Genomic DNA, 26,588 nt, shown 5'->3' on the forward strand with positions numbered 1-26,588 from the left:
CCCGGGCATCTCGGAAACGACCGGGCGTCAGCCCACGGAGCCTTCAAGGGAAATGGTGATCAGCTTCTGCGCCTCGACGGCGAATTCCATCGGGAGCTGCTGCAGCACCTCCTTGACGAAGCCGTTGACGATGAGCGCCACCGCCTCCTCCTCGGAGAGACCGCGCTGCTGGCAGTAGAACATCTGGTCCTCGCCGATCTTCGAGGTGGTCGCCTCATGCTCGAAGATCGCGGTCGCGGTCTTGGCCTCGATATAGGGGATGGTGTGCGCGCCGCACTGGTCGCCGATCAGCAGCGAGTCGCAATTGGTGAAATTGCGCGCGCCGGTCGCCTTGCGGTGGGCCGAGACCATGCCGCGATAGGTCGAGTCCGACTTGCCGGCCGCGATGCCCTTGGCGATGATCTTGGAGGTCGTGTCCTTGCCGAGATGCAGCATCTTGGTGCCGCTATCGACCTGCTGTGCCCCGTTCGATACGGCGATCGAGTAGAACTCGCCGCGCGAGCCGTCGCCGCGCAGGATGCAGGACGGATATTTCCAGGTGATCGCCGATCCCGTCTCGACCTGCGTCCACGAGATCTTCGAGTTCTTGCCGCGGCAGTCGCCGCGCTTGGTCACGAAGTTGTAGATGCCGCCCTTGCCCTCGGCATCGCCCGGATACCAGTTCTGCACGGTCGAGTATTTGATCTCGGCATCATCAAGCGCGATCAGTTCGACCACGGCGGCGTGGAGCTGGTTCTCGTCGCGCTTCGGCGCCGTGCAGCCTTCGAGATAGCTGACATAGGCGCCTTCGTCGGCGATGATCAGCGTGCGCTCGAACTGGCCGGTATTCTGCTCGTTGATACGGAAATAGGTCGACAGCTCCATCGGGCAGCGCACGCCCTTGGGGATGTAGACGAAGGAGCCGTCGGTGAAGACAGCGCTGTTGAGCGTCGCGAAATAGTTGTCCGTCACCGGCACGACCGTCGCGAGGTACTTCCTCACCAGCTCGGGATGCTCCTGGATCGCCTCCGAGATCGAGCAGAAGATCACGCCGGCCTTGGCGAGCTCCGCCTTGAAGGTCGTCACCACCGAAACGGAATCGAAGACAGCATCGACCGCGACGCGGTTCTCCGGCGCGACGCCGGCCAAGATCTCCTGCTCCCGGAGCGGAATGCCGAGCTTCTTATAGGCATCCAGAATCGCCGGATCGACCTCGTCGAGCGACTTCGGCGAAGCGCCCTTCTTCGGCGCGGCGTAGTAATACAGCGCCTGATAGTCGATCGGCGGGTACTGCACGCGCGACCAAACCGGCTCGGTCATGGTCTTCCAGCGGCGGAAGGCGTCCAGCCGCCATTCGAGCATCCATTCCGGCTCGTTCTTGCGGGCCGAGATGTAGCGGACGGTGTCCTCGGTGAGGCCCTTGGCCGGCTTTTCGACCTCGAGCTCCGTGACGAAGCCGTATTTGTACTCGGTCACGTCAATCGACTTGACCTGATCGATGGTCTCCTGGACCGCTGCCATGTTCAGTCTCCAGTGCGGGTTCAAGGGCCCGCCGGTTCAGTCTTCGTGTTGCGGAACGCTCAGGCGGCAGCCCGGGCGCTCCGATTGGTGTCCGCGGCCACGAGCTTGCCGTAGGCCGCGAGGAAAAGATCGATATCCGCCTCGCAGGTGGTCCATCCGAGCGAGGCCCGCAAGGCCCCGGCGCTCATGGCGGGGTCGACTTTCATCGCGTCGAGCACATGCGAGCGCTTAACCTTGCCCGAGGAGCAGGCCGAACCGGAGGATAGCGCTGCCCCCGCAAGATCGAGCTTGATCAGCAGCGTCTCTGCCTTGAGGCCCGGCGTCGCGAAGGCGCTGGTATTGGGCAGGCGTGGTGCCGCCTGGCCGAAGATCGCCGTCTCCGGCGAGAGAGTCGCAAGCCCCGCTTCCAGCCAGTCCCGCAGTTGCACAAGCCGCTCCGCCTCCTCGGTCAGAAGCTCGCGCGCGACATCAGCCGCTGCGCCGAAGCCAATGATTCCCGGCAGGTTTTCAGTTCCCGCGCGCCAGCCTCGCTCTTGCCCGCCACCGCGCATCGGCTTGTCGGCAAGTTCGAGCGCGCCGGTGCGGAAGACGATCGCGCCGACACCCTTGGGCCCGCCGATCTTGTGTGCCGAGAGCGTCAGCACATCGGCGCCAAGCGTCGCGATGTCTATCGCGATCTTGCCCGCCGCTTGCACGGCGTCGCTGTGCAGCAGGCCGCCATGACGATGCACGATCTCGGCTGCCTGAGCGATCGGCTGGATGACGCCGGTTTCGTTGTTGGCGAGATGGATCGAGACGAGCGCACGCGCGCCGGGATGATCCGCCACGAAGCGGGCGAGCCGTTCGTCGAGCCAGGCGAGATCGACCAGACCGTTCCCGTCGACCGGGATCGCCTCGACTGCGCCAGAGGGGAAGCGATGCCCCTCGCGCACGCAGGCGTGCTCGGTGGCGCTGTAGAGCAGCAGGGAAGCGGGTGTGCGAATGCAATCGCGGCCGCCGTCACAATCCATCAGGCCAGGCGAAAGCACCGTGACATTGGCCTCGGTGCCGCCGCTCGTGAACACGACGTTCGAGGCCTTGGCACCGATGAGCGCCGCGACCTGCTCGCGCGCATGCTCCAGCGCGCCGCGTGCGGCGCGGCCTTCGCCATGGACGGAAGACGGATTGCCGGGCAGCGAAAGCGCATGCGCAACCACCTCCACCACCTCCGGCCGGACCGGGGTTGTGGCGTTGTGGTCGAGATAGGCGCGTCCCGCCGTCACGATCCTGCTTGCTCCATCTTCGTCAATGCTCGGCTCGCCGATACGAAATGCTTGAAATTGCACCTGTGCGCCGTGCTATAGCCGCCCATCCGAACTGGCCGGAACGGTCGAAGCGCGGTTCGCATGAGCGATCCACCGTTTTGTTCTCGACTTGTTCACGGCTGTTAGAACTATTCTAAGCGCTCTTCATCTAGGGCGCGCATGGTGGCGCCGTCAAGGGTGGCCGGGTTTCGAGCGGGCATGCGCCCGCTTTCTGCCCGCCTGCGCCGGCGTCCCCGACAGGAAGCGGTGAGACGATGCCAGAGGTGATTTTCAACGGGCCGGCAGGTCGGATCGAGGGCCGCTACCAGCCCGCCAAGAAGCGCGGCGCGCCGCTGGCGATCATCCTGCACCCGCACCCGCAATTCGGCGGGACGATGAACAACCAGATCGTCTACAACCTGTTCTACACCTTCGTGAACCGCGGCTTCTCGGCGCTGCGCTTCAACTTCCGCGGCGTCGGCCGCAGCCAGGGCCAGTTCGACCACGGTGCCGGCGAGCTTTCGGACGCCGCCGCCGCGCTCGACTGGATGCAGGCGCTCAACCCGGAGGCCAAGAGCTGCTGGATCGCCGGCGTCTCCTTCGGCGCCTGGATCGGCATGCAGCTGCTGATGCGCCGCCCGGAGATCGAGGGCTTCCTCTCGATTGCGGCGATGGCGAACCGCTACGACTTCTCGTTCCTCGCGCCCTGCCCGTCCTCGGGCCTGTTCGTCCATGGCTCGGAGGATCGCGTCGCCCCGGTCAAGGAAGTCATGGCGGTGATCGAGAAGGTGAAGACCCAGAAGGGCATCCAGATCGAGCATGCCGTGGTCGACGGCGCCAACCACTTCTTCGACGGCCGCGTCGAGCAGCTGATGGAGCAGGTCGGCGTCTATCTCGACCGCAAGGTCGGCCCCGAGATCCTCAAATCCGAGCAGGAACAGGCCTGACCCGGACGCTCAGACCGCCGGGACGGCAACGCCCCGGCTTCCGGCGAGAACGGGCAGCTTCATGCAGGCTGCCCGGGCTTCCCCGAGAACCCAGTCGCGGAACAGCCTGATCTTGCGCTCGCGCTGGCGCTCCTGCGGGTAGACGACCCAATAGGAACGCTCGTCGCGAACGGCATGGTCGATGGCGAAGACCAGCCGCCCGGCTGCGATATCGTAGGCGAAGAGTTCCGGTATCGCCATCGCGACACCATGCCCGCGCAGCGCCGCCTGAATGCTCATCGCCTGCATCTGCAGCGCCATCGTCGCGCGCCCACCGAGCTTGGGCACATCGACGCCGACGTCGGCGAACCAGCTCTTCCAGCAGATATCCATCGGACTCAGCATCGGCGCCCGCAGCAGGTCCCGAGGCTCGCGCAGCTGCAGCTGCTCGCGCAGCTCCGGCGTGCATAGCGGCGCGTAATGACAGGCAAACAGCCTTTCCGCCACGAGGCCGGGCCAATCCCCCAGCCCGTAGCGCAGCGCGACATCAACCGATTCCGTCGCAAAATTCACGAGGTGCTCTGTCGTTCCCACCCGCACCTCAAATTGCGGATTCTCGACCTGGAACTGGGCCAGGCGCGGCGACAGCCAGGTGATCGCCATGGTCTGCAGCGAGGAAATCGTCAGGACGGTCTGGTTCTGCTCGCAGATGTCGCGGAACACCGTTCCGATATCGGCGAGCGCCTTGCCTACTGGCCCGGCGAGCCGCTGGCCGATCGCGGTCAGCACGACCTGGCGCGGCTGACGCACGAAGAGCGGCGCCCCGACGCGGTCCTCCAGCAAACGGATCTGATAGCTCACCGCAGCCTGCGTCATCCCGAGTTCCTCGGCCGCGCGGGTGAAGTTCTGATGACGCGCCGCAGCCTCGAAGACGCGGACTGCTGCAAGGGGCGGAAGCTTCGGCGGTGGCGGTTGCACGGGCATATCGAAGCATAAGCCCTCTTTATGGCAGGTGACAATCTTCCGCTTTGTCGCCGCGTTCTGTCTGGCCCAGTTTCATCCGCACAAAGCGGGTGGCAGCGCTCGCCTCCGAGAGGATCACATCATGACCTGCGCCTCCCCTGCGGCGCCGCTGGAGACGTCCGGCGGCTCGTCCCTTCTGCACGGCCTGTTCACGCTCTGGCAGCGCCACGCGGCCGGCATCCGCGCGCAGCACCGCCTGGCCGCACTTGACGATCGCGCGCTCCGCGAACTCGGCCTTCCGCGTGATGTCGTGGACCCGCCCCATCCACGAGACGCCATCGATCCGTGGCTCAATCGCATTCCGGGATAAGGTCGGGAGCGCATTCACAGCAAAAGCGATTTCCACTTTTCGGCCCGATGCTCTAGACGACGGCGGAACGACCTCCATCAGATCGCAAGCCGCCATGACCACCTACAAGTCCGATTTCCTGCGCGTGCTCGACGAGCGCGGCCTCATCCATCAGGTCTCCAATGCGGAGGGCCTCGATGCTCTGTGCCGGCAGGGAACGCAGACGGCCTATGTCGGCTATGACGCGACCGCGACCAGCATTCATATCGGCAACCTGATCTCGCTGACGATGCTCTACTGGTTCCAGGAGACCGGCCACCGCCCGATCACGCTGATGGGCGGCGGCACCTCTATGGTCGGCGACCCCTCTTTCCGCGACGACCAGCGCAAGCTGCTGACGGTCGAGGAGATCGCGACCAATATAGAAAGCATCAAGCGCGTCTTCGGCCGCATCCTTCGTTATGGCGACGGGCCGACCGACGCGATGATGGCCAACAATGCCGACTGGCTGCTGAAGCTGAACTATGTCGAGTTCCTGCGCGATGTCGGCCGGCATTTCTCGGTCAACCGCATGCTCTCATTCGACTCGGTGAAGCTCAGGCTCGACCGCGAGCAGTCGCTATCCTTCCTCGAATTCAACTACATGATCATGCAGGGCTACGACTTCGTCGAGCTCAACCGCCGCTATGGCTGCCGCCTGCAGATGGGCGGCTCCGACCAGTGGGGCAACATCATCAACGGCGTCGATCTCTCGCACCGGATGGGCGGCCCGCAGCTCTATTGCCTGACGACGCCGCTGCTGACGACCTCTTCCGGCGCCAAGATGGGCAAGACCGCGAATGGCGCGGTCTGGCTCAATGCCGATGTCTTCAGCCCCTATGATTTCTGGCAGTATTTCCGCAACACCGAGGACGCCGATGTCGGCCGCTTCCTCAAGGTGTTCACGCGGCTGCCGATGGACGAAATCGCCAAGCTGGCCGCGCTCGGCGGCGCCGAGCTCAACGAAGCGAAGAAGATCCTCGCCACCGAGATCACCGCCATCGTTCACGGTCGCGAGGCCGCTGAAGCCGCTGCCGAGACGGCGCGCAGGACCTTCGAGGAAGGCGAAACGGCCGCCGACTTGCCGAGCGTGGCGATCCCGCGCGGCGAGATCGAGCCGGGACTGGGCGTGCTGACGGCCTTCGTCAAGGCAGGCCTCGTGCCTTCGACCGGCGAGGCCCGCCGCCAGGTGAAGGCCGGCGGCCTGCGCGTCAACGATGCGGTGGTGTCCGATGAGCGTGCGACGCTCGGCCTCGGCGATCTGTCCGCGGATGGCGCGATCAAGCTCTCCTTCGGCAAGAAGAAGCACATCCTGCTGCGGCCCGAATAAGCCTCGGCAGCACTGCGTTCAGCGCGGCGGCGCCTGCCCGGGCTGGACCGGGCGCTGAGCCGGCGCGCCGCCGAGCGGATCGACGAAGCGGCGCAGGATGCCCGGTGCGATCGCCGAGAGCGGGTTGATGGTCATGGTCGGCGCGCTGGCCGGGCCTGAAATCCGGAAGTTCACCGCGAAGAGGCCGCCATACTGGCTGCCGCCACCGAGCAAGGCGCCGACCACCGGCACCTGGGCGAAGGCGTTGTTGAAGGCATAACCCGGCACGAAGGTGCCGCCGATATCGACGCGGTCACGCCCGTAGTCGACATGGCCCTGCAAGGTGAAGCCGACCTGCTGGCCCCAGATCACCATCTCGGAAACGTCGAGCCGGCTGGTCGAGCGAGTGAATTCGGCCTTGAGCTTGGTGAAGGCGACCTCGGAGGTGTCGATACGCTGCTCCTCGGCGCGGTCCCCCGAGAAAGCGCTTGCGGATTGGGCCCCGACCACGCGGCGCAGGGCCGGCTCGTCGCGCACGATGAAATTCCGGAACATCAGATCGCCGCTTTGGCTTGGTCCCGCCCCCATGGTCAGGACGAGATCACCGCCATGGGCCCTGTTGTAGAGATCGAGGAAGCGCAGCAGCGAGCCGCCATTCTCGGATTGCACGACAAGGCGCTCACCCTGTCGGCCCTGGCGCGCCGTCACATCGGCCTTGCCGATCCGGCCCTGGAAGTTTGCCGTCCGGATCTCGCCGCCCCGCCTCGAAAGCTTGAGCGTGCCGTTGGTGATGGCCTCGTTGTTGAAGCCGGTCAGGATCGGCACGTCGAGGTCGACATCGTAGTCGCCATCCCTGGCTCCCGCCTTGTCCCCGCCTTTGGGCGATGGGGCTGCGCCCTGGATATCCTTGATGAAGGGGCGCAGATCCGCGACGGCGCCGCGCACCGAGAGTTTGGTGACGTTGCCGTCCCGCCTCAGGTCGAGCTTCAGATTGTCGCCGGGAGAGATACGGAACTGCGACAGGCTGGCGGCGTCGAGGCCGTTCTGTCTGTTCAGCTCGACGCGCCCCTTGATCAGGGCGGGCGCCGCATCGAGCGTAAAATCCTCCAGATCCGGCCCGTCAGCGTCGTTGACATAGAGGAAGCTCAGCTTGCCCGCGCGGCCGGCCGGCTTGCTCAGGCCGGGAATGACGCCATCGAGCGCCACCTTGGTCAGATCGATCTCGACGCGCGGCGGTCCATCGCCGCCCTTGCCGAGAACCTTCGTGACCTTCACGGGGAGCGTTCCCGAAATGCCGGAATCCGCGCCGAAGCCACGCCTCTGCCGGGCTGCTGCGTCGAGGTTGAGCTGGAGGGTGGCTTCGCCCTGCCCCTTGCCGCTCTGCTTCAGCTCGATGGTGGCCTTGTCGCCGCCGATGCGCGCATCGCCCTTCAGGGCCAGACCGTTGCGATCGACATTGACGGAAAGATTGCCGCCTTCGAGCCTCTCGCTGCCCAGGAGCGTATCCGAGCTGACATTCGTCAGCGTCCCTGTCGCTGCCACCGTAATCTCGTCCGGCTTCAGATCATTTGCGAGCGGCAGGCCGATGGTGACCTTGAGGTCGCTGGTGCCCTTGATGGCGCCAGGGTCGATCTGGCCCAGATTGAAATCCTTCAGGGACGGAAAGGCGAACAGCGCGGCCAGCGAATCCATCGAGCCCTGCGACCGGAAGCCGATCCGGGCCGGGGCCCGGTGCACCGCGTAGTCGGGCATGGCGAAGCTGCCTTCGCTGAGCAGCAGCTGCCGTCCGTTGCCAAGCTCGGCGGTGGCATTGCCGATCGCCAGTTGCACGGTCCGTCCCGTCACCTTGCCGGTGACGGTCGCATCCGCCAGCGGCGGCAGGCCGGGATCGGGCAGATAGCGCACCTGGTCGGCATCGATCAGGACCGAAAGGGCGCCGTCCGGCAGACCATGGCCGCGGATCAGGCGGGCATGATCGGCCGCCGGCAGGTCGAGATCGACCGACAGCGACTTCATCCGGCCAGCGGCGAGCTGATGGTGCAAGGTCTGATGCACATGGGTCGAGGTGAATTCAGGCCAGATCGCGAGGAGCGCCCGCACGTCGGAATCACGCGCCTTGATCGTGAAGCGCTGCTGCGGGGATTCGCCCTGCTTCTGGACAAAGGCGGTCATGTCGACGGTCGCGGCAGGTCCGCGGATCGCCGCCTGCTCGATCGTCACCGTGGCGTTCGCCGGGTCGATTTTCAGCGCTGCCTTCAGGCTGTCGATGCGAACGGCAGGGTCCGTGGCATCGAGGCCAGCGACCTGGCCCCCGGCATCGATCGCAGCGACCCAGGCCCCGTTGTCGGCGCGGAGCGAGCCGGTCCCGATCAACTGCGTCGTACCGGCCTTGAACTCGGCCTTGCGGATGTCGAGCTGCGTGAGGTCGGCGCCGCTCGCCAGTTCGAGATGGACGGAATCGACCGCCATCGGCGGCATCGGGCCATCCGGGAAACGCACCTGGCCGGCGCTGATATCGATCTGCGCGGTAATCGACTTGCGTCCGTCCGGCGTCTGGCGGAGCGTCGCCTTGCCCTGGAGCGGCAGGCCTTCCAGGCTCACCCCGGTGCCCAGGGCCAGCGCCACGATCTCGGCCGGCTCGAAGCGCAGGATGTCGATGTCGGCTCGCTGCGTGCCATCGGCCTCGGTGGACAGATCGACGGCGATGTCCTTCCAGCGCTGGCCAGTGCGTCCCTTCATGGTCAGCCGGGTTCCGCGCTCGCCGGTGCGGGTGAGCCTGATCTCCACATCCTCGAGGCCCGCCTTCTGACGACCGTCGGGATCGACGAGTGCCAGGCGGGCACCATTCATGCCGGCGGTCTCCAGCGAGCCGAGCAGCCCGTCGCCGCGCGCCAGCATCGAGATCGCCCCCATGATACCGGTGAAGGCGTTCCATTGCGCGGCATCCGGCAGCACCGGCGTCGGCGGCGTCTCGGCGGGCGCCGCGTCGGCGTTGACGACGAGAACGCCTTCCTTGTTGACGCCGAGGCGGACATTGACGCCGCGCAGATCGACGGAAACCAGCCGGATATCGCCCTTGAGCAGCGCGAGGGGCTCATAGCCGAGAACGGCTTCAGGCGCGCGGATGATCGCGCCGCTGGCATGCCGGAACAGGACCTGGCGAACCTTGAGCTGGGAATGGCCATCCGTCCGGCTGAGCTCCGCCGATGCAGCCTCGACCGTCCAGCCGGGCCCCAGCCGCTCCTCGATCGCCGCGGAGATGCGCCCCTCCAGCCCCGACAGCGGAATGATCCCGGTCGCCAGAAGCGTGACCGCTGCGCCCGCCAGAACCAGGATGGCCACCGTAATCGCGACACAGATCGTCGCCAGCCCGGCTTTCGCGCCGCGCTTCACGATCTCGACCTCACAGGCTTCGCGTTCGGCCTGCGTTTCAGCACGCCGCGAAGCCGTGGCCCCTACTTCCTCATCCGCCAAGATGCGCGTGGTCCTTTTCGGCGCCGGGCATCGGCCTGCCGCAGAGTGCGTCTGTTCGCCTCTTGCCGCAATCCCGCCAGACGGCATGCATGTCGATGAGGCCAGACGAAGCGATTCGGCAATCCGGAAAGGACATGCCACTTGCTTCGCTGGCCGATAGTATCGCCGGCCTGCCTTATCGTGTTCGGCGGTCCATGCAGCGAGAAGGCGACAAAAGGAAGGCGACGGCCATGACATTGCAGGAAGGTAATCCGGCCCCCGATTTCAGGCTGCCGCGGGACGGTGGCGGCGAGATCAGCCTGTCGGAGCTGCGCGGCCGGAAGGTCGTGCTCTACGCCTATCCGAAAGACAACACCCCGGCCTGCACGCAGGAGGCGATCGCCTTCAACCGCCTGCGGCAGGCCTTCGCGGATTGCGGGACAGAGATTATCGGCGTGTCGCCGGATTCTGTGAAACGTCACGGCAATTTCAAGCGCAAATATGAGCTGGACTTTGCTCTGCTGGCCGACGAGGAGCAGAAGCTCGCTTCCGCCTACGGCATCTGGGTCGAGAAGAGCCTATATGGCCTCAAATTCATGGGGATCGAACGGTCGACCTTCCTGATCGACGCCGAGGGCCGCCTTGCCCGGATCTGGCGCAAGGTCAAGGTCGCCGGCCATGCCGAGGACGTGCTGGCTGCAGCGCGGGACTTGTAAGCCGGCTGCGTCAGAATTTGCGAAAGATTAACCCTAACGATCTCTAATTGCGGCATCGGCAGCGTTCTTTCCGGTTCCGCGTATGCATCATCAGTCACAAACGGGCCCCGCTCTCTCGGCCGTCGGCCTGGTCACCCACAAAACCTACACGATCCGCCGCTCGACGATGCTCGCCGGGCTCGCATGGCTCGCCCTCACCACGGCCTGCTCTGGCGGCGCCGCCTGGTACATCCTCAGCCGGGACGACCTCGCCGCTCGGCTGATAGCCCGCGAAACCACCCGCCAATACGCCTATGAGGACCGGATCGCCGCATTGCGCGCCGATATCGACCGTTATGCCAGCCGCGCCCTGCTCGACCAGGACGGCGTCGAATCACGAGTCGACGAGCTCGCAACCCGGCAGGCCGAACTCGAATCGCGCCAGTCTCTCGTCACCGCCCTCGCCGATTCGCTGCAATCGAACGGCCTCGCGCCGGCCGCGAAGCTGCCGCTGCGCGCGAACGTCATCAAGCCGGCCGAGCCGATCCGCGCTTCCGGCGTCACGAGTTTCGCGCCGATCATGCCGACCAAGCCGATGCCGGCCCCGGAAGCGCCGCCGCTGCGCGGCGCCGAGGCCAATGCCGCCGAGGGCTGGCAATCGGGCGAGGCGCCGGCCGAGCCGCCCGCCAAGCGCGTCGAAGCCACGCTGACCCGGCTCGACAAGGCCATGGCGAGCACGACCGAAGCCCAGATCGCCGCGCTGAAGGACATGGACGAAACGCTGGCCGCGACCCAGAAGCGGCTCCGCACCGCTTTGGCGGAAACCGGCCTCGACGCCGAGCGCCTCTCGCCCCCGGGCAATGCAGGTGGTGTCGGCGGCCCCTTCGTCCCGGTCAAGCTCGACCCTGCCGCCGGCCCGTTCGAGGCGACGCTGACCGCATTGCAGCCGCGCATGGCCTCGGTCATGCGCCTGCGCGGCGTGATCGATCAGCTCCCCCTCGCCCGGCCGATGGCCGGCGACCACGATTTCACGTCGAACTTCGGATACCGGACCGACCCCTTCACCCGCGGGCTCGCCCTGCATACCGGAGTCGATTTCCGGGCCGAGACGGGAGCCTCGATCCTCGCCACCGCGCCCGGCAAGGTTGTCGCCGCCGAGTACAATGGCGGCTACGGCAACATGGTCGAAGTCGAGCACGCCAATGGTCTGAGCACGCGCTACGCCCATATGTCGGCGATCTCGGTCTCTGTCGGCCAAATCGTGAAGACCGGCTCGGTTCTCGGCCGCGTCGGTTCGACCGGCCGCTCGACCGGCCCGCATCTGCACTACGAGACCCGCATCAACGACGAGCCGGTCGATCCCACGCGCTTCCTGCGCGCCGGCGGCAAGCTCCTCGCCAACGCGCTCTGAGCCTCGGCCGAAACGACAAAAGCCGCGCAGGTCGCGCGGCTTTTCTGTTTGGAAGCGGTGGATCGCTCAGTCGATGTCCTCGACCTCGACCTCGGTCCCGTAGACGCGCTGGGCCAGCGATGCCTCCATGAACGGGTCGAGATCGCCGTCGAGCACCGCGGAAGGGTCTGTCGAGGCCACTCCGGTGCGCAGATCCTTCACGAGCTGATAGGGCTGCAGCACATAGGATCGAATCTGATGGCCCCAGCCGATATCGGTCTTCGAGGCCTGCTCGGCATTGGCCTTCTCTTCGCGCTTCTTCAGCTCGACCTCGTAAAGCCGTGCGCGCAGCATGTCCCAGGCCTTGGCCCGGTTCTTGTGCTGCGAGCGCTCCTGCTGGCAGGAGACCGCGATCCCCGTCGGAAGATGCGTGATACGCACGGCCGAATCGGTCGTGTTGATGTGCTGCCCGCCCGCACCCTGCGCGCGATAGGTGTCGATCCGGCAGTCCGACTCCTTCACGTCGATGACGATGCGGTCGTCGACAACCGGATAGACCCAGACCGAGGCAAAGGAAGTCTGACGCCGCGCGTTCGAATCAAAGGGCGAGATGCGCACCAGCCGATGCACGCCGGATTCCGTCTTCAGCCAGCCATAGGCGTTATGCCCCTTGAACTGGAGCGTCGCCGACTTGATGCCGGCGGTGTCGCCGTCCTGATATTCGAGCGTCTCGACCTTGAACTTCCGCCGCTCGCCCCAGCGCCGATACATGCGCAGCAGCATCTCGGCCCAGTCCTGGCTCTCGGTACCGCCCGCGCCGGGATGGATCTCGATATAGGTGTCGAGCATGTCCGCTTCGCCGGAGAGCAGCGTTTCGACCTGAAGGCGCGCCGCTTCGTCCTGAATGGCCTTGATCGCCTGCTCGCCCTCGGTGACGGTGGCCTCGTCCTCCTCCATCTCGCCAAGCTCGATCAGCGTCAGCGCATCGTCGAGCTCGCGTTCGAGCTTGGTGATGCCCTCGATCTGGGTTTCCAGCGAGGTTCGCTCGCGCATCAGCTTCTGCGCGGCTTCGGCATCGTTCCAGAAATCGGGTCCCTCCGAGAGGGCGTTGAGTTCCGCTAGGCGGCGCTGGGCTTGATCCCAGTCAAAGATGCCTCCTCAGCAGTCCGATCGACTGCTTGGCGTTATCGAGTTGCGTCTGGATTTCGGGGCGCATGATTCCGTCGAAACGTCCTTGTGAGCTCTGTGTTCGAGCGTTGAGATAGGGGTGAAAGCCGCGGCTGTAAACGCCCGCCTTGGCCTGAGCCTGCGAGGGCGAATGCATCTCGAATAGCAAAATGCCCGGAGCAGAGCTCCGGGCACCGCAAAACGGTCGTTCGCTCAGTAGAGGCCGCCGGTTCCCGAACCGATGGCGCGGCCGCCGGCGCCGGGGCCGACGGAGAGCGGCGCGCTGCCGTCACCCGCCGCACCGATCACGGAATAGCTGTCCGGCGGCGCAGTGCCGGGCTTGAAGGCTTCGAGAATGCCGCCCTCGCCGCCAGCCCGCATGCCGGTCTTCGGATCAACGCGGATCAGCTTGATGCCGGCCGGCACGCGGAATGGCGTCGCCGGCTTGTCCTTCAGCGCGACCGTCATGAAGTCGCGGAAGATCGGCGCGGCATACTGGCCGGCGGTGGCGGAGGTGCCGAGCGACTTCGGCTTGTCGAAGCCCATATAGACGCCGACCGCAAGGTCCGGCGAGAAGCCGACGAACCAGACGTCCTTGGCGTCGTTGGTCGTGCCGGTCTTGCCGGCGAGCGGCTTGCCGACCGACTTGACCACCGTCGCCGTGCCGGCGTTGACCACGCCTTCGAGGATCGAGACCATCTGGTAGGCCGTCAGCGGATCGAGCACCTGCTCGCGGTTGTCGATCAGGCGCGGCTCCGACTGGTTCGCCCATTTGTCGGCGTTGCAGCCTTCGCAGACGCGCTGGTCATGGCGATAGATGGTCGTGCCCGTGCGGTCCTGGATGCGGTCGATCAGCGTCGGGCGGATGCGCCGGCCGCCATTGACGAGCATCGAATAGCCCGCCGTCATGCGCATCACCGTGGTCTCGCCAGCGCCGAGCGCCATCGAGAGGACGGGCTGCAGATCGTCATAGACGCCGAAGCGGCGGGCATATTCCGCGATCAGCGGCATGCCGACATCCTTGGCGAGGCGCACCGTCATCAGGTTCTTCGAGAACTGGATGCCGTAGCGCAGCGTGCGCGGGCCGGTAAACTTGCCGTCGTAGTTCTCCGGGCGCCACATGCCGAGACCCGGGCCCTGGTCGATCTCGATCGGGGCGTCGAGCACGATGCTCGACGGGGTGTAGCCGTTGTCGAGCGCCGTCGCATAGACGAATGGCTTGAAGGAGGAGCCCGGCTGGCGCAGCGCCTGCGTCGCGCGATTGAATTCCGACTGGTCGTGCGAGAAGCCGCCGACCATGGCGAGCACGCGGCCCGAGAACGGGTCCATCACAACGATGGCGCCATTGACCTCGGGCAGCTGGCGCAGGCGCGCAAAGCCGGGCCGGCTTTCCATCGGCTCGACATAGACGACATCGCCGACCGAAACCGCCTGCGAGACACGCGCCCGGCGCGTCCACTTGATGCCGTCGGCAGCGAGCGTGACGGTCTGGCGCTCCTTGTTGAGGTGGCCGGCATTGTCGCGCAGCGGATGCAGGCCGAGCTTGGCGCTGTCGCCATTGGACTCGAGCACGACCGCAAGCCGCCAGGGCGCGACGTCGCCGAGGACAGGCAGTTCGCCGATGGCGCCGCCCCAGTCCTTGCCGGTGTCGAGCTTCTGGATCGCGCCGCGCCAGCCGCGCGCCTCGTCGAAGCGCACGAGGCCATCGACAAGCGCCTTGCGCGCCATCAGCTGGGTCTTGGGATCGACGGTGGCGCGGACAGACAGGCCGCCCTCAAGCAGCTTCTTCTCGCCGTAGCGGTCCTGAAGCTCGCGCCGGATCTCCTCGGCGAAATAGCCGGCCGCGATCTGGTTCGGCGAAACCGCGCGCGGATTGACGCCGAGCGGTTGCTTCTTCGCTTCCTCGCCGACCTCGCGCTTGACGTAGCCGTTCTCGACCATGCGGTCGATGACGTAGTTGCGGCGCTCGATCGCACGGTCGCGGTTGCGGAAGGGATGCAGATCGGAGGGCGCCTTCGGCAGGGCGGCGAGATAGGCCGCTTCCTGCAGGTTGAGCTCGTGGACCGATTTGCCGAAATAGTTCAGTGCGGCGGCGGCTATGCCATAGCTGCCCTGCCCCGGGGCCGGCGCGCCGAGATAGATCTCGTTCAGATAGAGCTCGAGAATCTTGTCCTTCGAATAGGTCGATTCGAGCTTCAGCGCGACGAGCGCCTCGCGGATCTTGCGCTCGATCGACTGCTCGGGGCTCAGGAAGAAGTTTTTCGCGACCTGCTGGGTGATGGTCGAGGCGCCCTGCGGCCGGCGATTGGCGCTGCGGTTGCGATAGTTGGAGATCGCGGCGCGGATGAGACCTTCGGGGTCGACGCCCATATGCTTGTAGAAATTCTTGTCCTCGGCCGAGATATAGGCGTCGACGACGAGCTTCGGCACAGCCTGGATCGGCAGGTACAGACGCCGCTCGCGGGCATATTCGGCGATCAGACTGCCGTCGCCCGCATGGACGCGCGTCATCACCGGCGGCTCGTAATTCCGAAGTTGGGCGTAGTCGGGCAGGTCCTGCGAATAATGCCAGATCAGGCCGCCGGCCAAGGCAGCAACGATCACAAAGGCGATCGCGCCGGCGGCGAACAACCATCCGAAGATTCGCAGAATGAACCGCATCTCAGGCCTTGGACCCCATCTCTGCCACCCGACGGGCGCCAAATCGGGGCGCGTCGCAAATCAGAGCTATAACATGACGTAGATGGCGGAACCGTGGCCTTGCGACCACATTCGGCATGATCCGACACTGGGTCGGAACGCAGCGGCACCACCGCGATACCGGAGCATCCACCGCGGCTTCTCCGAATCGCCGCGACGCTCCATCTCCCTGTTTGGTCGCATTTTTTTTCGCGTGACCAGTATTCGCCTCACTCGAAGCTACTCTAGTTGCGATTCTCCGCTGCTTTCCCGACGGAGGCGCGCTCCCTGGCGAAATAGTCGTCGACCGCAGCGGAGACCGCCGTCACCGCCTTGCCGCGCCATTCGGGCGAATTCAGCAGTTCGGCGTCCTTTGGGCTCGACATGTAGCCGAGCTCGATCAGCACCGAGGGCACGTCCGGCGCGCTCAGCACCCAGAAGCGAGCCGAGCGCAGCGGAATCTTGTGCATCTTGATCGAGCCACCGAGCTTGTCGACGAGGTTGCGGGCGAACACGCCGGTGAAGGTCCGCGTCTCGCGGCGTGCCAGATCCATCAGGATACCCGCAACATCCTGAACCTCCTCGCGCGTCTCCAAGCCTGCTGCCGCATCCGCCTCGTTTTCCTTGGCGGCGAGCTTGGCTGCCTCGGCGTCGGTCGCCCGCTCGGAGCGGGTATAGACGGTGGCGCCGCGCACATCCTGCGCCTGCATCAGCGAATCGGCATGGATCGAGATGAACAGGTCGGCCTGCTCGTCGCGGCCCGTCTGCACCCGGTCCGAAAGCGAGACGAATCGGTCGTCGTCGCGGGTCATCACGACGCGATAGCGGCCGGAGGCCTCCAACTGCTCCTTGAGCGCCTTGCCGAAGGCGAGCACGACCGATTTCTCGGAGATGGAAGCAACCATAGTGCCGGGGTCGATACCGCCATGGCCGGGATCGATGACGACGACACGGCGCGTCTCGCCGCGGGGCTTGGCGGCGGGAAGTGCCGGCACAGGCGCTTCCTGCACTTTCTTTGCCTTGGCCGCCTCGGCCAGGAAATCGGCACGCGCAACCTTCTTCAGCTCGATCGTGAGCTCGCCGAAGCCGCCGCGCACGGGTTTCACCTCGGTCCTGGCGATCGTGGCCGGCTGCGAAAGATCGATGATGATTCGGGCCTTGTCGGCGGTGAAGAGGCCGTAGCGATAGGCGCTGACGAAGCCGGCAGCCTTTTTCGCGCTGCCCTGGATCTGGAAATTGGTCGACGGCATCTCGACGATGACGCGGTCCGGCGAGGCTTGCACCCAAGCCTCGATCTCGACCATCGAAGACATCGTCATGGTCAGGCGCACGCTGTCGCCGCTCTGCTCGAGGCGCGCATCGGTCGCGACCGGATACTCGTTCTGCGGCTTGCTCTCGCTGCGCGCCGGCACGGAGGCGAATATGAGCCCGCAGGCCAAGGCGATGAAGGCGGCACCCCGCAGGATATTGCGGGACGATCGACCTTCCGGACCCTGAACAGCGTGGCGCATGCGCGGAAACAGCTGGAAAATCCCGTTCGATATTACCAAGGCTTAACCATAACGGGGGTGAAATCTTAAGAGGCGGTTACCACCTCTCAAGGAGGGCGTGAACCGCTCGGGGACCGGGTCGGCGAAATGCGGCTGTCATGTGACTTGCAAATCACCATCACCTGTCTGTAATGGAATTGGCTGCTCGTCAGCCTGCCCATGGGACACACCCGGATCGAGCGATCCGTCGGCGTCCGGTCAGGCTGTGCCACCTTCTCCCTCGGGAGCGGCGGCGGGTAGCCACAACGGATCGTCCGCAGACGATTGGTATGGGGATTGCGAGTGTTCTGCGCCCCACCTTGTCTCGCGAGCGTGCAAACGCGATGGGCCGGCCGCCAGGCAGACGCATCGCAGGTCAGGACAGATGACGGGGCAAAAGACGACGCTAGCACCTGAGGTGAACCGTCCGAACCTGCGGGACCGCGCCGGGCTTCAAGCCCGAGCAGCGCTCCCGAGCCGTATTCCTGTCCAGGCTAGTCTTTCCCACCTCCTGCAACATGCCGGCTCGTTCCGGCCTCAGCGCGGCGCCCCTGGCCGCGGCGGCGGATTCTCATCCGTAGCCGCGCCTGCACAGGCGACCGCGCCAATGGAAGTTTCATATGGCCAACAAGATGCTTATCGATGCCACCCACCCGGAGGAGACCCGGGTCGTGGTGGTCCGCGGATCCCGCGTCGAAGAGTTTGATTTCGAATCAGCCAGCCGCAAGCCGCTGCGGGGGAATATCTATCTCGCCAAGGTGACGCGCGTTGAGCCGTCACTTCAGGCTGCCTTCGTCGAATATGGCGGCAACCGGCACGGATTCCTCGCCTTCTCCGAAATCCACCCGGACTACTATCAGATCCCCGTCGCCGACCGGCAGGCGCTCATCGAGGACGAGGCGCGTGCCGAACGCGACGAGGAGCGCGACGAGGAGCGCCGCGAGAAGCGCGGCCGCCGCGATCGCGGGCGCCGTGGCGACCGTGACCACCGCGCCAAGAAGGCTGCCGCCGACGAGACCGTCTCGGCCGAGGTCGAGGCGAATGGCGAAGACCACGTCGAGACCGACGGCAAGGAAGCCGCCATGGTCAACGAGGGCGCGCCGGCCTTCGGCGAGTACTTCGCCCCGGCGGTTGCCGAATCGACGACCGAGGACGCCGCCGAGAATGCCGCGCCGCTGACTTTCGAGACGGTCGAGGCGACCGCCTCGGCCAATGAGGGCTCGGCTTCCGCGGAAGACGCCGAGGCTTCGGAAGTCGAGGCCCGCAAGCCTTCCGAGGACGAAGGCTCCGAGGATGGCGACGACGAGGAGAACGGCGAGGAGGCCGAAGAGGCTCCCGAGCAGCTCGGCGGCGGCGACGCCCTCGACGACATGCCGGAGCGCCCGCACCGGCAGTCGCGCCGCCAGTACAAGATCCAGGAGGTGATCAAGCGCCGCCAGATCATCCTGGTCCAGGTCGTCAAGGAAGAGCGCGGCAACAAGGGCGCGGCGCTCACCACCTATCTCTCGCTCGCCGGCCGCTACTCGGTGCTGATGCCGAACACCGGCAAGGGCGGCGGCATCTCGCGCAAGATCACCAACGCCGAGGACCGCAAGCGCCTCAAGGAGATCGCCCAGGAGCTCGAGGTTCCCGAGGGGATGGGCCTCATCCTGCGCACGGCCGGCGCCTCGCGCACCAAGGTCGAGATCCGGCGCGACTACGAATATCTGATGCGGATGTGGGAGAGCGTGCGCGAGCTGACGCTAGCCTCTGTCGCCCCGGCGCTGGTCTATGAGGAGGGCAACCTCGTCAAGCGCTCGATCCGCGACCTCTACAACAAGGATATCGACGAGGTTCACGTCGCCGGCGAGGAAGCCTATCGCGAGGCCAAGGACTTCATGCGCATGCTCATGCCGAGCCATGCCAAGAGCGTGAAGCCCTATCGCGACCAGACCCCGCTCTTCGCCAGCTTCGGCGTCGAGAGCCAGCTCGACGCGATGTTCTCGAGCACCGTCACGCTCAGGTCCGGCGGCTATCTCGTGATCAACCAGACGGAAGCGCTGGTCGCGATCGACATCAACTCGGGTCGCTCGACCCGCGAGCACAATATCGAGGACACCGCTCTCAAGACCAACCTCGAAGCGGCAGAGGAAATCTCTCGCCAGCTCCGCCTGCGCGATCTTGCAGGCCTCATCGTGATCGATTTCATCGACATGGAGGAGAACCGGAACAATCGGGCGGTCGAAAAGAAGCTGAAGGAGTGCCTCAAGGACGACCGCGCCCGCATCCAGGTCGGCCGCATCTCGGCCTTCGGCCTGCTGGAGATGTCGCGCCAGCGCATCCGCACCGGCGTGCTCGAAAGCTCCTCCGTCCCGTGCCCGCATTGCGCCGGCGCCGGCATGATCCGTTCGACGTCGTCCGTCGCGCTGCAGATCCTGCGTGCGCTGGAGGAGACGCTGATCAAGAGCGCCTCGCACAATCTCACCGTCCGCACCCGGCCGGAGGTCGCGCTCTACGTCCTCAACCAGAAGCGCGCGCATCTGGCCGATCTCGAGAACCGGTTCGCTATCGCGATCACGATCTCGACCGATCCGAACCTGCTCGGCACCCGCTACTTCGAGGTCGAGCGCGGCGAGTTCGTCGGCAATGAAGGCCGTGTGATCCCGACCAGCTTCAAGGCTGAAGCCATCGCCTCCGATGTCGATGACGAGGCGCTGGATGCTGCGGCCGAGGCTGCCGCGCTCGATGCCGAGACCGGCGACAACGAGACGACTGCCAGCGAAGCCCAGGACGAACGCGGCGAAGGCGACCGCGAGAATCGCCGCCGCCGCCGTCGCCGCCGTCGGCGGCGTGGCGGAGAGCGCGACGACCAGGGCCAGCAGCTCGAAGCGGGTCACGGCGAGGACGCCGAGGGCGATGAGGGCGAGGACGGAGACGACGCGGCCGAAGGCACGGATGTCGAGGTCGTTGCCGAGGCCGTGATCGAGGCTCCTGCCACTGAGGCCGCGCCGGAACCGGCTGCCGAAGAAGCGGCGCCTGCGGAGCCGGCAAAGCCGAAGCGCAGCCGCGCCCGCAAGCCGAAGGCCGAGGCCAAGGAGGTTGAAGCCAAGACGGAGACGGCCACGGCCGAAGCCGCGCCGGCGGAGAAGCCCAAGCGCAGCCGCTCGCGCAAGAAGGTCGTGCCGATCACCGAAGGCGGGGAAGCCGCTGCCGAGACCGCTCCGGCCGCTGCCGAGGCGCAGCCTGAGGCCCCGGCCGCAGTGCCCGAGCCAGTTGCAGCCCCGGCCGAGCCCACTCCGGCGCCTGAGCCGGCTCCCGCTCGGGCCCCCGCGGAAGAGCCCGTTGCGGTCGTGCTGACGGAGCCGGACCCGAACCGCCCGAAGCGCGGCGGCTGGTGGAACAGGCTCGCCGGCCGCTCCTGAGCGCTCGCTTCCGAAACGATCGATGCAAAGCCCGCCGCCACCAGCGGCGGGCTTTGTTTTTCGGCGGCGCTTGGCGGCCGCGTCCCGACCCGGCATTGTGGTCGCCGGCTGATCGCCGGGACGGGAGGAAGCAGATGCCGCCGCCTCGAAACAGGGAACGTGACGTTCTGCTCCTCCTGTGCGCGGTGGGGCTGATCGGTCTGGCCTATCTCGCCTGGCGCGCGGTAGGCTGGTTCGGAGTCGGGCTCGTCGGGCTCTTCGTCGCCTTCCTCGCCGTCAGGATCGAGCTCGAAGGCAATCGGCCGATCGGCCCGCAAATGACGCCCGATCTCCACGCCGAACAGTATCGCTCCGAGGCGGGCTTGCACCACGCCGAGCGCGCGCATCGCAGTGCCGAACGTGGCGCCCTCGCCCATGCCGCGCGCCTCGCCAGCCTGTTCGGCGGCGGGTTGACGGTTATCGGTTTCGGCCTGTTCTTCCTGCTTTAGAAGCGAGACCCGCTCAGCTCGCCGCTGGTGCGAGCGGTGTCGGGGGCGGCACCGTCGCGATCGCCGCTGCCGCGCTGGACTGCGCCCCGCCCTCGCCGCCGCGCACCGTGACCGCGTTGGAAGCGAAGGGAATGTGGGCCTCGTTCAGCGAACGATAGACGCGCTTCAAGGCCTCGCGCTGCAGCATCGACGCCTGATTGGGCTTCCCGGTGAACTTCAGCCGGACCACGATCGCCTGGTCGGTGATATCAGCCACGCCTTGCATCTTGAGCGGCGCGATGAAGTGCGGCCCGTATTCCGGGTCTTCCAGCAGCGCGAGGCCGACCTTCTTGATGGCCTTGCGGGCTTGCTCGATATCGGCGGAGTGATCGAGGCGGACGTTGAACTTCACCGTCGCCCAGTCGCGGCTGGCATTGGTCAGCGACTGCACCTGGCCAAAGGGCACTGTGTGGATCTGGCCGCTCTGATGACGCAGTTGCATCGAGCGCAGCGAAATCTTCTCGACCGTTCCCTTGAGCCGGCCGGTATCGACATACTCGCCGACGCGGAAGGCATCTTCGAGCATGAAGAACACGCCGGATACGATGTCGCGCACCAGGGCCTGCGAGCCGAAGGAAATCGCAAGGCCGAGAATTCCGAAACCCGCCAGCAGCGGGCCGATGTCGACGCCTAACCGCGACAGTACCACCAGAATGGTGAGGCCGAGCACTGCGCCCAGGACGACGCCGCGCAGCACCGGCAGCACCGTCGCAAGCCGGCTCGGCACCCCCTCATCATGGGCTACGTCCTCGTCGGCGGGGCCGACGACACGGCGCTGCGGCGTGTAGGCATCGAAGAAGGCGTGCAGGAAGACGAGCGCAACCCAGCCGGCGAAGGCGAACACGGCGACGCCGACCGTTTGCCGCATGACGGCGGCGAACTGCGCGGAGCTGACTCCGAGAAGAAGTCCGGCCCAAAGCCGTGCGATAATGTAGAAGCCGGCCGCCCAGATCACCCCCAGAGCGGCGGCCCGGACAGCGGCACTGCCGGCGCTCAGGATCGGTGTGACACCGTGCTTTGCCTCACGCCGAGCCGCACGGCACCGAAGCCAGCTGGCAAGCCCGACGGCAACGATAGGGATGATCACGATCGCCACCTGGGTCAGCGCCGAGGCCTCCGCCCAGCGCCCGCCATTCGACATCATCGCCGCGGCGCTGCTGACCATCCACAACAGGACCGTCGTCGCGATATAGAACCACGCTGTCCCGGCCGCGATCAGCCGCCGGATCGGGCCGGGCTCGGAGGAGCCGGACAGGACCAGCACCGCGAGATCATGCCGGCCGTCATAGAACCACCAGATCTTGAAGAGCGTGATGGCGAGCCCTGTCAGCGCGATGAGCCCCGTCACGGGCCGCGGCCCGGAACTGACCTGGTTGGCCAGCAGAATGCCCGTCACGATCAACGGCGTCAGAACGGAATAGACAACCAGCCGGCGGAAATGCCGCTCGGCACGCGGCAGTGGCATGATACGGCGTTCGGGAGCATCGGGCGAAATCAGGAACCGGCCGACGGCAATATAGAGCGCGCCGATCGCGGCGCCGTTTGCGGCCGTCGTCAGGGCCTGCATGGCGAGGTCGTCCGCCGGCAGCCAGGCGTTGCGGGCCGTTCTCGCCACGGCGAGTGCCAGCAGGATCGTCGCGACATCCTGGAGTAGCCCCCATGAGGAGGCGATGAGGCGCGGAGTGAACTCCGGCCCCAAAGGCCGACGCTTGCGCCCGAACCAACGGGCGGTCGCGATCCGGAACGCGAAGGCGATGGCGAGCGCGAGGCAGACGATCCCGACGATCCGCCAACCGGCGGTGGGCCCGTCGCGGCCGTTGAGATTGCGCTGCCAGGAGCGTTCCCAGTCGGCAGGCAGCTCGGTGACCGAGGGAATGGAGGCGCCACTATATTCGACGCCGTCGACGAAACGGTCGACGAGCGCACTGGCCTCGGCCTGGAAACCCTCCTCATCCGCCATCGAGATGGCCGGTGCGGGAGCTGCCGCAGCTGGCTTGGTTTTAGCGGTCGGCGCGGGCGCGGGCGGCGGCGCCGCGGCCGGCACGCCGCCGACCCGGATCTCCACGGGCCGGCCCGACAGCGCATCGACCATCCTGCGGATCGTTTCGGGCGTCTCGTCGCCGCGCAGGTTAAGGACGACCGGGGCCTCGGTCTCGGCGCGCGCCGTCCCCGCCAAGCCGAAGCCGAGCAGAAGAGCGAGCGAAACGAGCGCACTGATCAGGATCGCTGAGGAGAGCGCTGAAAGGCGCCTCGCAGAAGCCCTGCCGGCTGCAGCGACGTCCATGGCCAATCTCCCCCTTCTCCGAAGCGGAGAATGCGGAGCTTCTGCGGATTCTGGCAAGGGGGACGAGGCACTATGCCTCAGCGTATCTTGAGCCAGCCACCGATGCGGGAGACCGCCTCTTCGCATTCCGCCAATGAGCCCGCGAAGGAGAGCCGCACCGTGCGGGCGCCGCGCCCTTCGTCGAAGTCGAGCCCCGGCGTGATCGCGACGCCGGCCTCTTCGAGGACATTGCGGCAGAAGGCCATGGAATCGTTCGAATATCGGCCGATATCGAGATAGATGTAGAAGGCGCCGTCGACCGGCAGGAAGTCGCCGAGCCCGATCTCGGGCAGGGCCTTGAGCAGGAAGGCGCGGTTTTGTGCATAGCCCGCCTTGATCGCCTCGCATTCCTGCGTCGCATCGAAGGCCGCCTCTCCCGCCACCTGGCTGAGATAGGGCACCGAGATCGACAAATTCTGCTGGAGCCGCTCGATGGTGCGCACAAGCCGCTCGGGCACGATGAGCCAGCCGACGCGCCAGCCGGTCATGCAATAGTATTTCGAGAACGAGTTGACGATGATCGCGTCCTGATCGGCCGCGAGCGCCGTCGTGGCGGGCGCGTCATAAGTCAGCCCGTGATAGATCTCATCCGAAATGTACCAGAGCCCGAGCTTGCGGCAGCAGGCCGCGACCTCGGCGATCGCGTCCGGCGCCATCACCACGCCGGTCGGGTTGGCCGGGCTCATCGTCAGCACGCCGGCGAGCCGCTTCTCGCGATGGGCTTGCTCGATCAGCTCGGGCGTCAGCGCAAAGCGCGTCTCGGGCCCAACTTCGATCGCCACCGGCTCAAGCCCGAGCGCGATCAGGATATTGCGATAAGCCGGGTAGCCTGGCGCCGTGATCGCGATCCGCGAGCCCGGCTGGAAGCAGGCGAGGAAGGCGAGAATGAAGCCGCCGGAGGAGCCCGTCGTCACCACGACACGTTCGGCCGCCACGTCGACGCCATAAGCTTCGCGATAATGGCGTGCGATGCGATCCCTCAGCGAATCCGTGCCGAGCGCCTGCGTGTATCCGATCCGCCCATCCTCGAGCGCCCGCGCCGCGGCGGCGCGGATCGAGGCCGGAGTCGGCGCCGAGGGCTGGCCGACCTCCATATGCACCACCGAGCCGCCGCGACGCTCGATCGCGGCCGCCTGGTTCATCACGTCCATGACGATGAAGGGGGCCACGCGCTCGGCGCGCTCGGCGAGGGCAGGCAGCGCAGCGGGCGAAAACGGGGGCTTCTGCATCGACTTGTCCGGTTCATCGAGGGGCCGAGCCCGCGTAGCCGAGGCAGCGCCGGCCCGCAACCGCCACCCTGCTGGCAGAGCTGTGATTTGACCTTCGGGCGGCGAACACACACAAGCTCGCGCATACGAGTGCTTTGTTCCGCTGGATCGTTCTGCGCCCAGCGGCTTTGAAAGGACAACCAGATGGCTTTCCGGACCCTCACCAGCCTGGCGCGCGCCTGCCTGCGGCCTGCCGGCCTCGCGCTTGGCCTCTGGCTCGCGGCCTCCGCCGCGCCCGCCATGGCGCAGGGCCAGCCTCTCTCGCCCGAGCAGCGCAAGGCGGTGACGGACCTGATCCGCGAGACGCTGCTGAAGAATCCCGAGATCATCCAGGATGCTCTGATCGAGCTCGAGCGTCGTAACACCGTCGCCCAGGCCGAGGCGCAGCGCGGTGCCGTCGCCGCCGAGAAGGCGCGGATCAGCGATCCGGCGACCTCCGTCATCATCGGCAACCCCGAGGGCGACATCACCCTCGTCGAGTTCATGGACTACAACTGCGGCTTCTGCAAAAGGGCGATGGAGGATGTGACGGCCCTCGCCAAGAGCGATCCGAAGCTGCGCGTCGTGCTGAAGGACTTCCCGATCCTCGGACCGGATTCGGTCGAGGCGAGCCGCGTCGCCGTCGCCGCCAAGAACCAGCTCCAGGGCCAGAAGTACTTCGATTTCCACAACAAGCTGATGGCCGTGAAGGGCAAGGTCAACGGGGCCAAGGCGCTCGACATCGCCAAGGAGATCGGTGCCGATGTCGCGCAACTGAAGAAGGATATGGAGGCGCCCGCCACCAAGGCCGCGATCGAAGATACTGTCGCGCTCGGCGACAGGCTCGGCCTGACCGGAACGCCGGCCTTCATCGTCGGCGACGAGATCGTCTTCGGCGCCGTCGGACAGGCCGCTCTCAAGCAGAAGATCGACTCCGTGCGCCGCTGCGGCAAGACCGAATGCGCCGGCTGAGGCCGGTCACCGTCCCCCTGCAATGAGACATGCCAGGCTGGCAGGCGCCGTTCAGGCTTCCCCTGCCGGCCCGCAACGTTTATGAGGGCGGCTCCTGCCGCCTGCGCGCGGCGCCGGAATCAACGCCCTTCCATGGTCTCCGTCCGCGTCCTGAACGGACCCCACCCCAATCCGCCTGCACCACGCGGGACGGCTAGCTGCGGCGGCGGGCACGCTGAACCCGTGTTCGACGCCTTAGCTCTGCTGCCGGACGGGCGGGCGGCGAAGGCCATCTGAATCCGAATGAACGGGCTCGCGGCGCAGGCCGCGGCCCATCCGAGAATCTAAAGAAGACGGTGACACCCGCCATGGCGACCAAGAGCCCGATCGATCCCGAACTTGTCCGCGAGCTCGCCGAGCTCCTGAACCAGACCGATCTCACCGAGATCGAGGTCGAGAAGGGCGATCTGCGCGTCCGCGTCGCCCGCAGCATCACCACGACCGTGCAGGTCCCGGCCGCAGCGCCCCTGGCGGTCGCTGCCGCCCCCGTCGCGGCTGCTGCCGTCGAAAGCAAGCCGACCGCCGCCCATCCGGGTGCGGTCAACTCGCCGATGGTCGGAACCGCCTATCGCCGCCCCTCGCCCGAGGCGAAGCCGTTCGTCGAGATCGGCACCGTCGTGAAGCAGGGCGAGCGCATCCTGCTGGTCGAGGCGATGAAGACCTTCAACGACATCGTCGCGCCGCGCGCCGGCAAGGTCACGGCCATCTTCGTCGAGGACGGCCAGCCCGTGGAATACGGCGAGCCGCTGCTGGTGATCGAGTGAGCGTGGCGCCGCTCGCCGCCCGGTCGGATTTGG

General features: G+C 66.4%; 18 protein-coding genes. 9 read left to right on the plus strand and 9 right to left on the minus strand.

Annotated elements, in window-relative coordinates:
* Positions 1-27: 27 nt before the first annotated feature.
* The gene (sufB, locus tag AC1DDA_RS07130) at positions 28-1,500 is read right to left on the minus strand and encodes a Fe-S cluster assembly protein SufB (RefSeq protein ID WP_476795234.1); all 1,473 of its coding nucleotides are present in this window, start codon (positions 1,498-1,500) and stop codon (positions 28-30) included.
* A gap of 59 nt (positions 1,501-1,559) precedes the next feature.
* Complete coding sequence (locus tag AC1DDA_RS07135; RefSeq protein WP_476795648.1) at positions 1,560-2,765, minus strand: cysteine desulfurase family protein; 1,206 nt, start codon at positions 2,763-2,765, stop codon at positions 1,560-1,562.
* A 293-nt stretch (positions 2,766-3,058) separates the two neighbouring features.
* Between AC1DDA_RS07135 and AC1DDA_RS07140 the strand changes: the two genes are divergently transcribed.
* Positions 3,059-3,730 (plus strand): alpha/beta hydrolase, encoded by a 672-nt coding sequence (locus AC1DDA_RS07140; RefSeq protein WP_149129147.1) that lies wholly within the window; start codon positions 3,059-3,061, stop codon positions 3,728-3,730.
* 9 nt (positions 3,731-3,739) lie between these two features.
* Here AC1DDA_RS07140 and gcvA read toward each other — a convergent pair whose 3' ends face one another.
* The gene (gcvA, locus tag AC1DDA_RS07145; RefSeq protein WP_476778202.1) at positions 3,740-4,687 is read right to left on the minus strand and encodes a transcriptional regulator GcvA; all 948 of its coding nucleotides are present in this window, start codon (positions 4,685-4,687) and stop codon (positions 3,740-3,742) included.
* A gap of 127 nt (positions 4,688-4,814) precedes the next feature.
* Between gcvA and AC1DDA_RS07150 the strand changes: the two genes are divergently transcribed.
* Positions 4,815-5,042 carry a hypothetical protein gene (locus AC1DDA_RS07150; protein WP_476778201.1) on the plus strand — a complete coding sequence of 76 codons (228 nt, stop codon included), beginning with the start codon at positions 4,815-4,817 and terminating at the stop codon, positions 5,040-5,042.
* Positions 5,043-5,136: 94 nt separating this feature from the next.
* A complete protein-coding gene (gene tyrS, locus AC1DDA_RS07155; protein WP_441513445.1) occupies positions 5,137-6,390 on the plus strand; it encodes a tyrosine--tRNA ligase in 1,254 nt (417 codons plus the stop codon).
* Positions 6,391-6,408: 18 nt separating this feature from the next.
* On the opposite strand, the gene AC1DDA_RS07160 is transcribed toward tyrS, so the two are convergent.
* Positions 6,409-9,843 carry a hypothetical protein gene (locus AC1DDA_RS07160; protein ID WP_476795235.1) on the minus strand — a complete coding sequence of 1,145 codons (3,435 nt, stop codon included), beginning with the start codon at positions 9,841-9,843 and terminating at the stop codon, positions 6,409-6,411.
* A 230-nt stretch (positions 9,844-10,073) separates the two neighbouring features.
* Here AC1DDA_RS07160 and AC1DDA_RS07165 point away from each other — a divergent pair, with 230 nt between their 5' ends.
* Positions 10,074-10,538 (plus strand): peroxiredoxin, encoded by a 465-nt coding sequence (locus tag AC1DDA_RS07165; protein WP_476778198.1) that lies wholly within the window; start codon positions 10,074-10,076, stop codon positions 10,536-10,538.
* A gap of 82 nt (positions 10,539-10,620) precedes the next feature.
* The gene (locus AC1DDA_RS07170; RefSeq protein WP_441513448.1) at positions 10,621-11,928 is read left to right on the plus strand and encodes a M23 family metallopeptidase; all 1,308 of its coding nucleotides are present in this window, start codon (positions 10,621-10,623) and stop codon (positions 11,926-11,928) included.
* Positions 11,929-11,994: 66 nt separating this feature from the next.
* On the opposite strand, the gene prfB is transcribed toward AC1DDA_RS07170, so the two are convergent.
* The 3 genes from prfB to AC1DDA_RS07185 form a co-directional block, all read right to left on the minus strand.
* Positions 11,995-13,123 (minus strand): peptide chain release factor 2 gene (prfB, locus tag AC1DDA_RS07175; RefSeq protein ID WP_441513449.1). Its coding sequence is split into 2 segments (ribosomal slippage): positions 11,995-13,053 and positions 13,055-13,123, totalling 1,128 coding nucleotides; the frame shifts between segments, so codons are not numbered across the junction.
* A gap of 164 nt (positions 13,124-13,287) precedes the next feature.
* On the minus strand, positions 13,288-15,735 hold the full coding sequence (locus AC1DDA_RS07180) for a penicillin-binding protein 1A (protein WP_476795236.1): 2,448 nt from the start codon (positions 15,733-15,735) through the stop codon (positions 13,288-13,290).
* Between the two features lie 263 nt (positions 15,736-15,998).
* The gene (locus AC1DDA_RS07185; RefSeq protein WP_476795237.1) at positions 15,999-17,264 is read right to left on the minus strand and encodes an N-acetylmuramoyl-L-alanine amidase; all 1,266 of its coding nucleotides are present in this window, start codon (positions 17,262-17,264) and stop codon (positions 15,999-16,001) included.
* A 638-nt stretch (positions 17,265-17,902) separates the two neighbouring features.
* Here AC1DDA_RS07185 and AC1DDA_RS07190 point away from each other — a divergent pair.
* The gene (locus AC1DDA_RS07190; protein ID WP_476795238.1) at positions 17,903-20,683 is read left to right on the plus strand and encodes an Rne/Rng family ribonuclease; all 2,781 of its coding nucleotides are present in this window, start codon (positions 17,903-17,905) and stop codon (positions 20,681-20,683) included.
* A 134-nt stretch (positions 20,684-20,817) separates the two neighbouring features.
* Positions 20,818-21,171: a hypothetical protein gene (locus AC1DDA_RS07195; protein WP_476795239.1), complete on the plus strand. Its 354-nt coding sequence runs from the start codon at positions 20,818-20,820 to the stop codon at positions 21,169-21,171.
* A 13-nt stretch (positions 21,172-21,184) separates the two neighbouring features.
* On the opposite strand, the gene AC1DDA_RS07200 is transcribed toward AC1DDA_RS07195, so the two are convergent.
* Positions 21,185-23,494: a mechanosensitive ion channel family protein gene (locus AC1DDA_RS07200; RefSeq protein ID WP_476795240.1), complete on the minus strand. Its 2,310-nt coding sequence runs from the start codon at positions 23,492-23,494 to the stop codon at positions 21,185-21,187.
* 77 nt (positions 23,495-23,571) lie between these two features.
* Positions 23,572-24,762 carry a pyridoxal phosphate-dependent aminotransferase gene (locus AC1DDA_RS07205; RefSeq protein WP_476795241.1) on the minus strand — a complete coding sequence of 397 codons (1,191 nt, stop codon included), beginning with the start codon at positions 24,760-24,762 and terminating at the stop codon, positions 23,572-23,574.
* A 183-nt stretch (positions 24,763-24,945) separates the two neighbouring features.
* Here AC1DDA_RS07205 and AC1DDA_RS07210 point away from each other — a divergent pair, with 183 nt between their 5' ends.
* Together AC1DDA_RS07210 and accB are read left to right on the plus strand one after the other, a co-directional pair.
* Entirely contained in the window at positions 24,946-25,752 is an 807-nt protein-coding gene (locus AC1DDA_RS07210) for a DsbA family protein (protein ID WP_441513456.1), read from the plus strand.
* A 347-nt stretch (positions 25,753-26,099) separates the two neighbouring features.
* Positions 26,100-26,555 (plus strand): acetyl-CoA carboxylase biotin carboxyl carrier protein, encoded by a 456-nt coding sequence (gene accB / locus AC1DDA_RS07215; protein WP_476795242.1) that lies wholly within the window; start codon positions 26,100-26,102, stop codon positions 26,553-26,555.
* Positions 26,556-26,588: the final 33 nt, after the last annotated feature.

The organism is Allobosea sp. 10N428, from assembly GCF_056394545.1.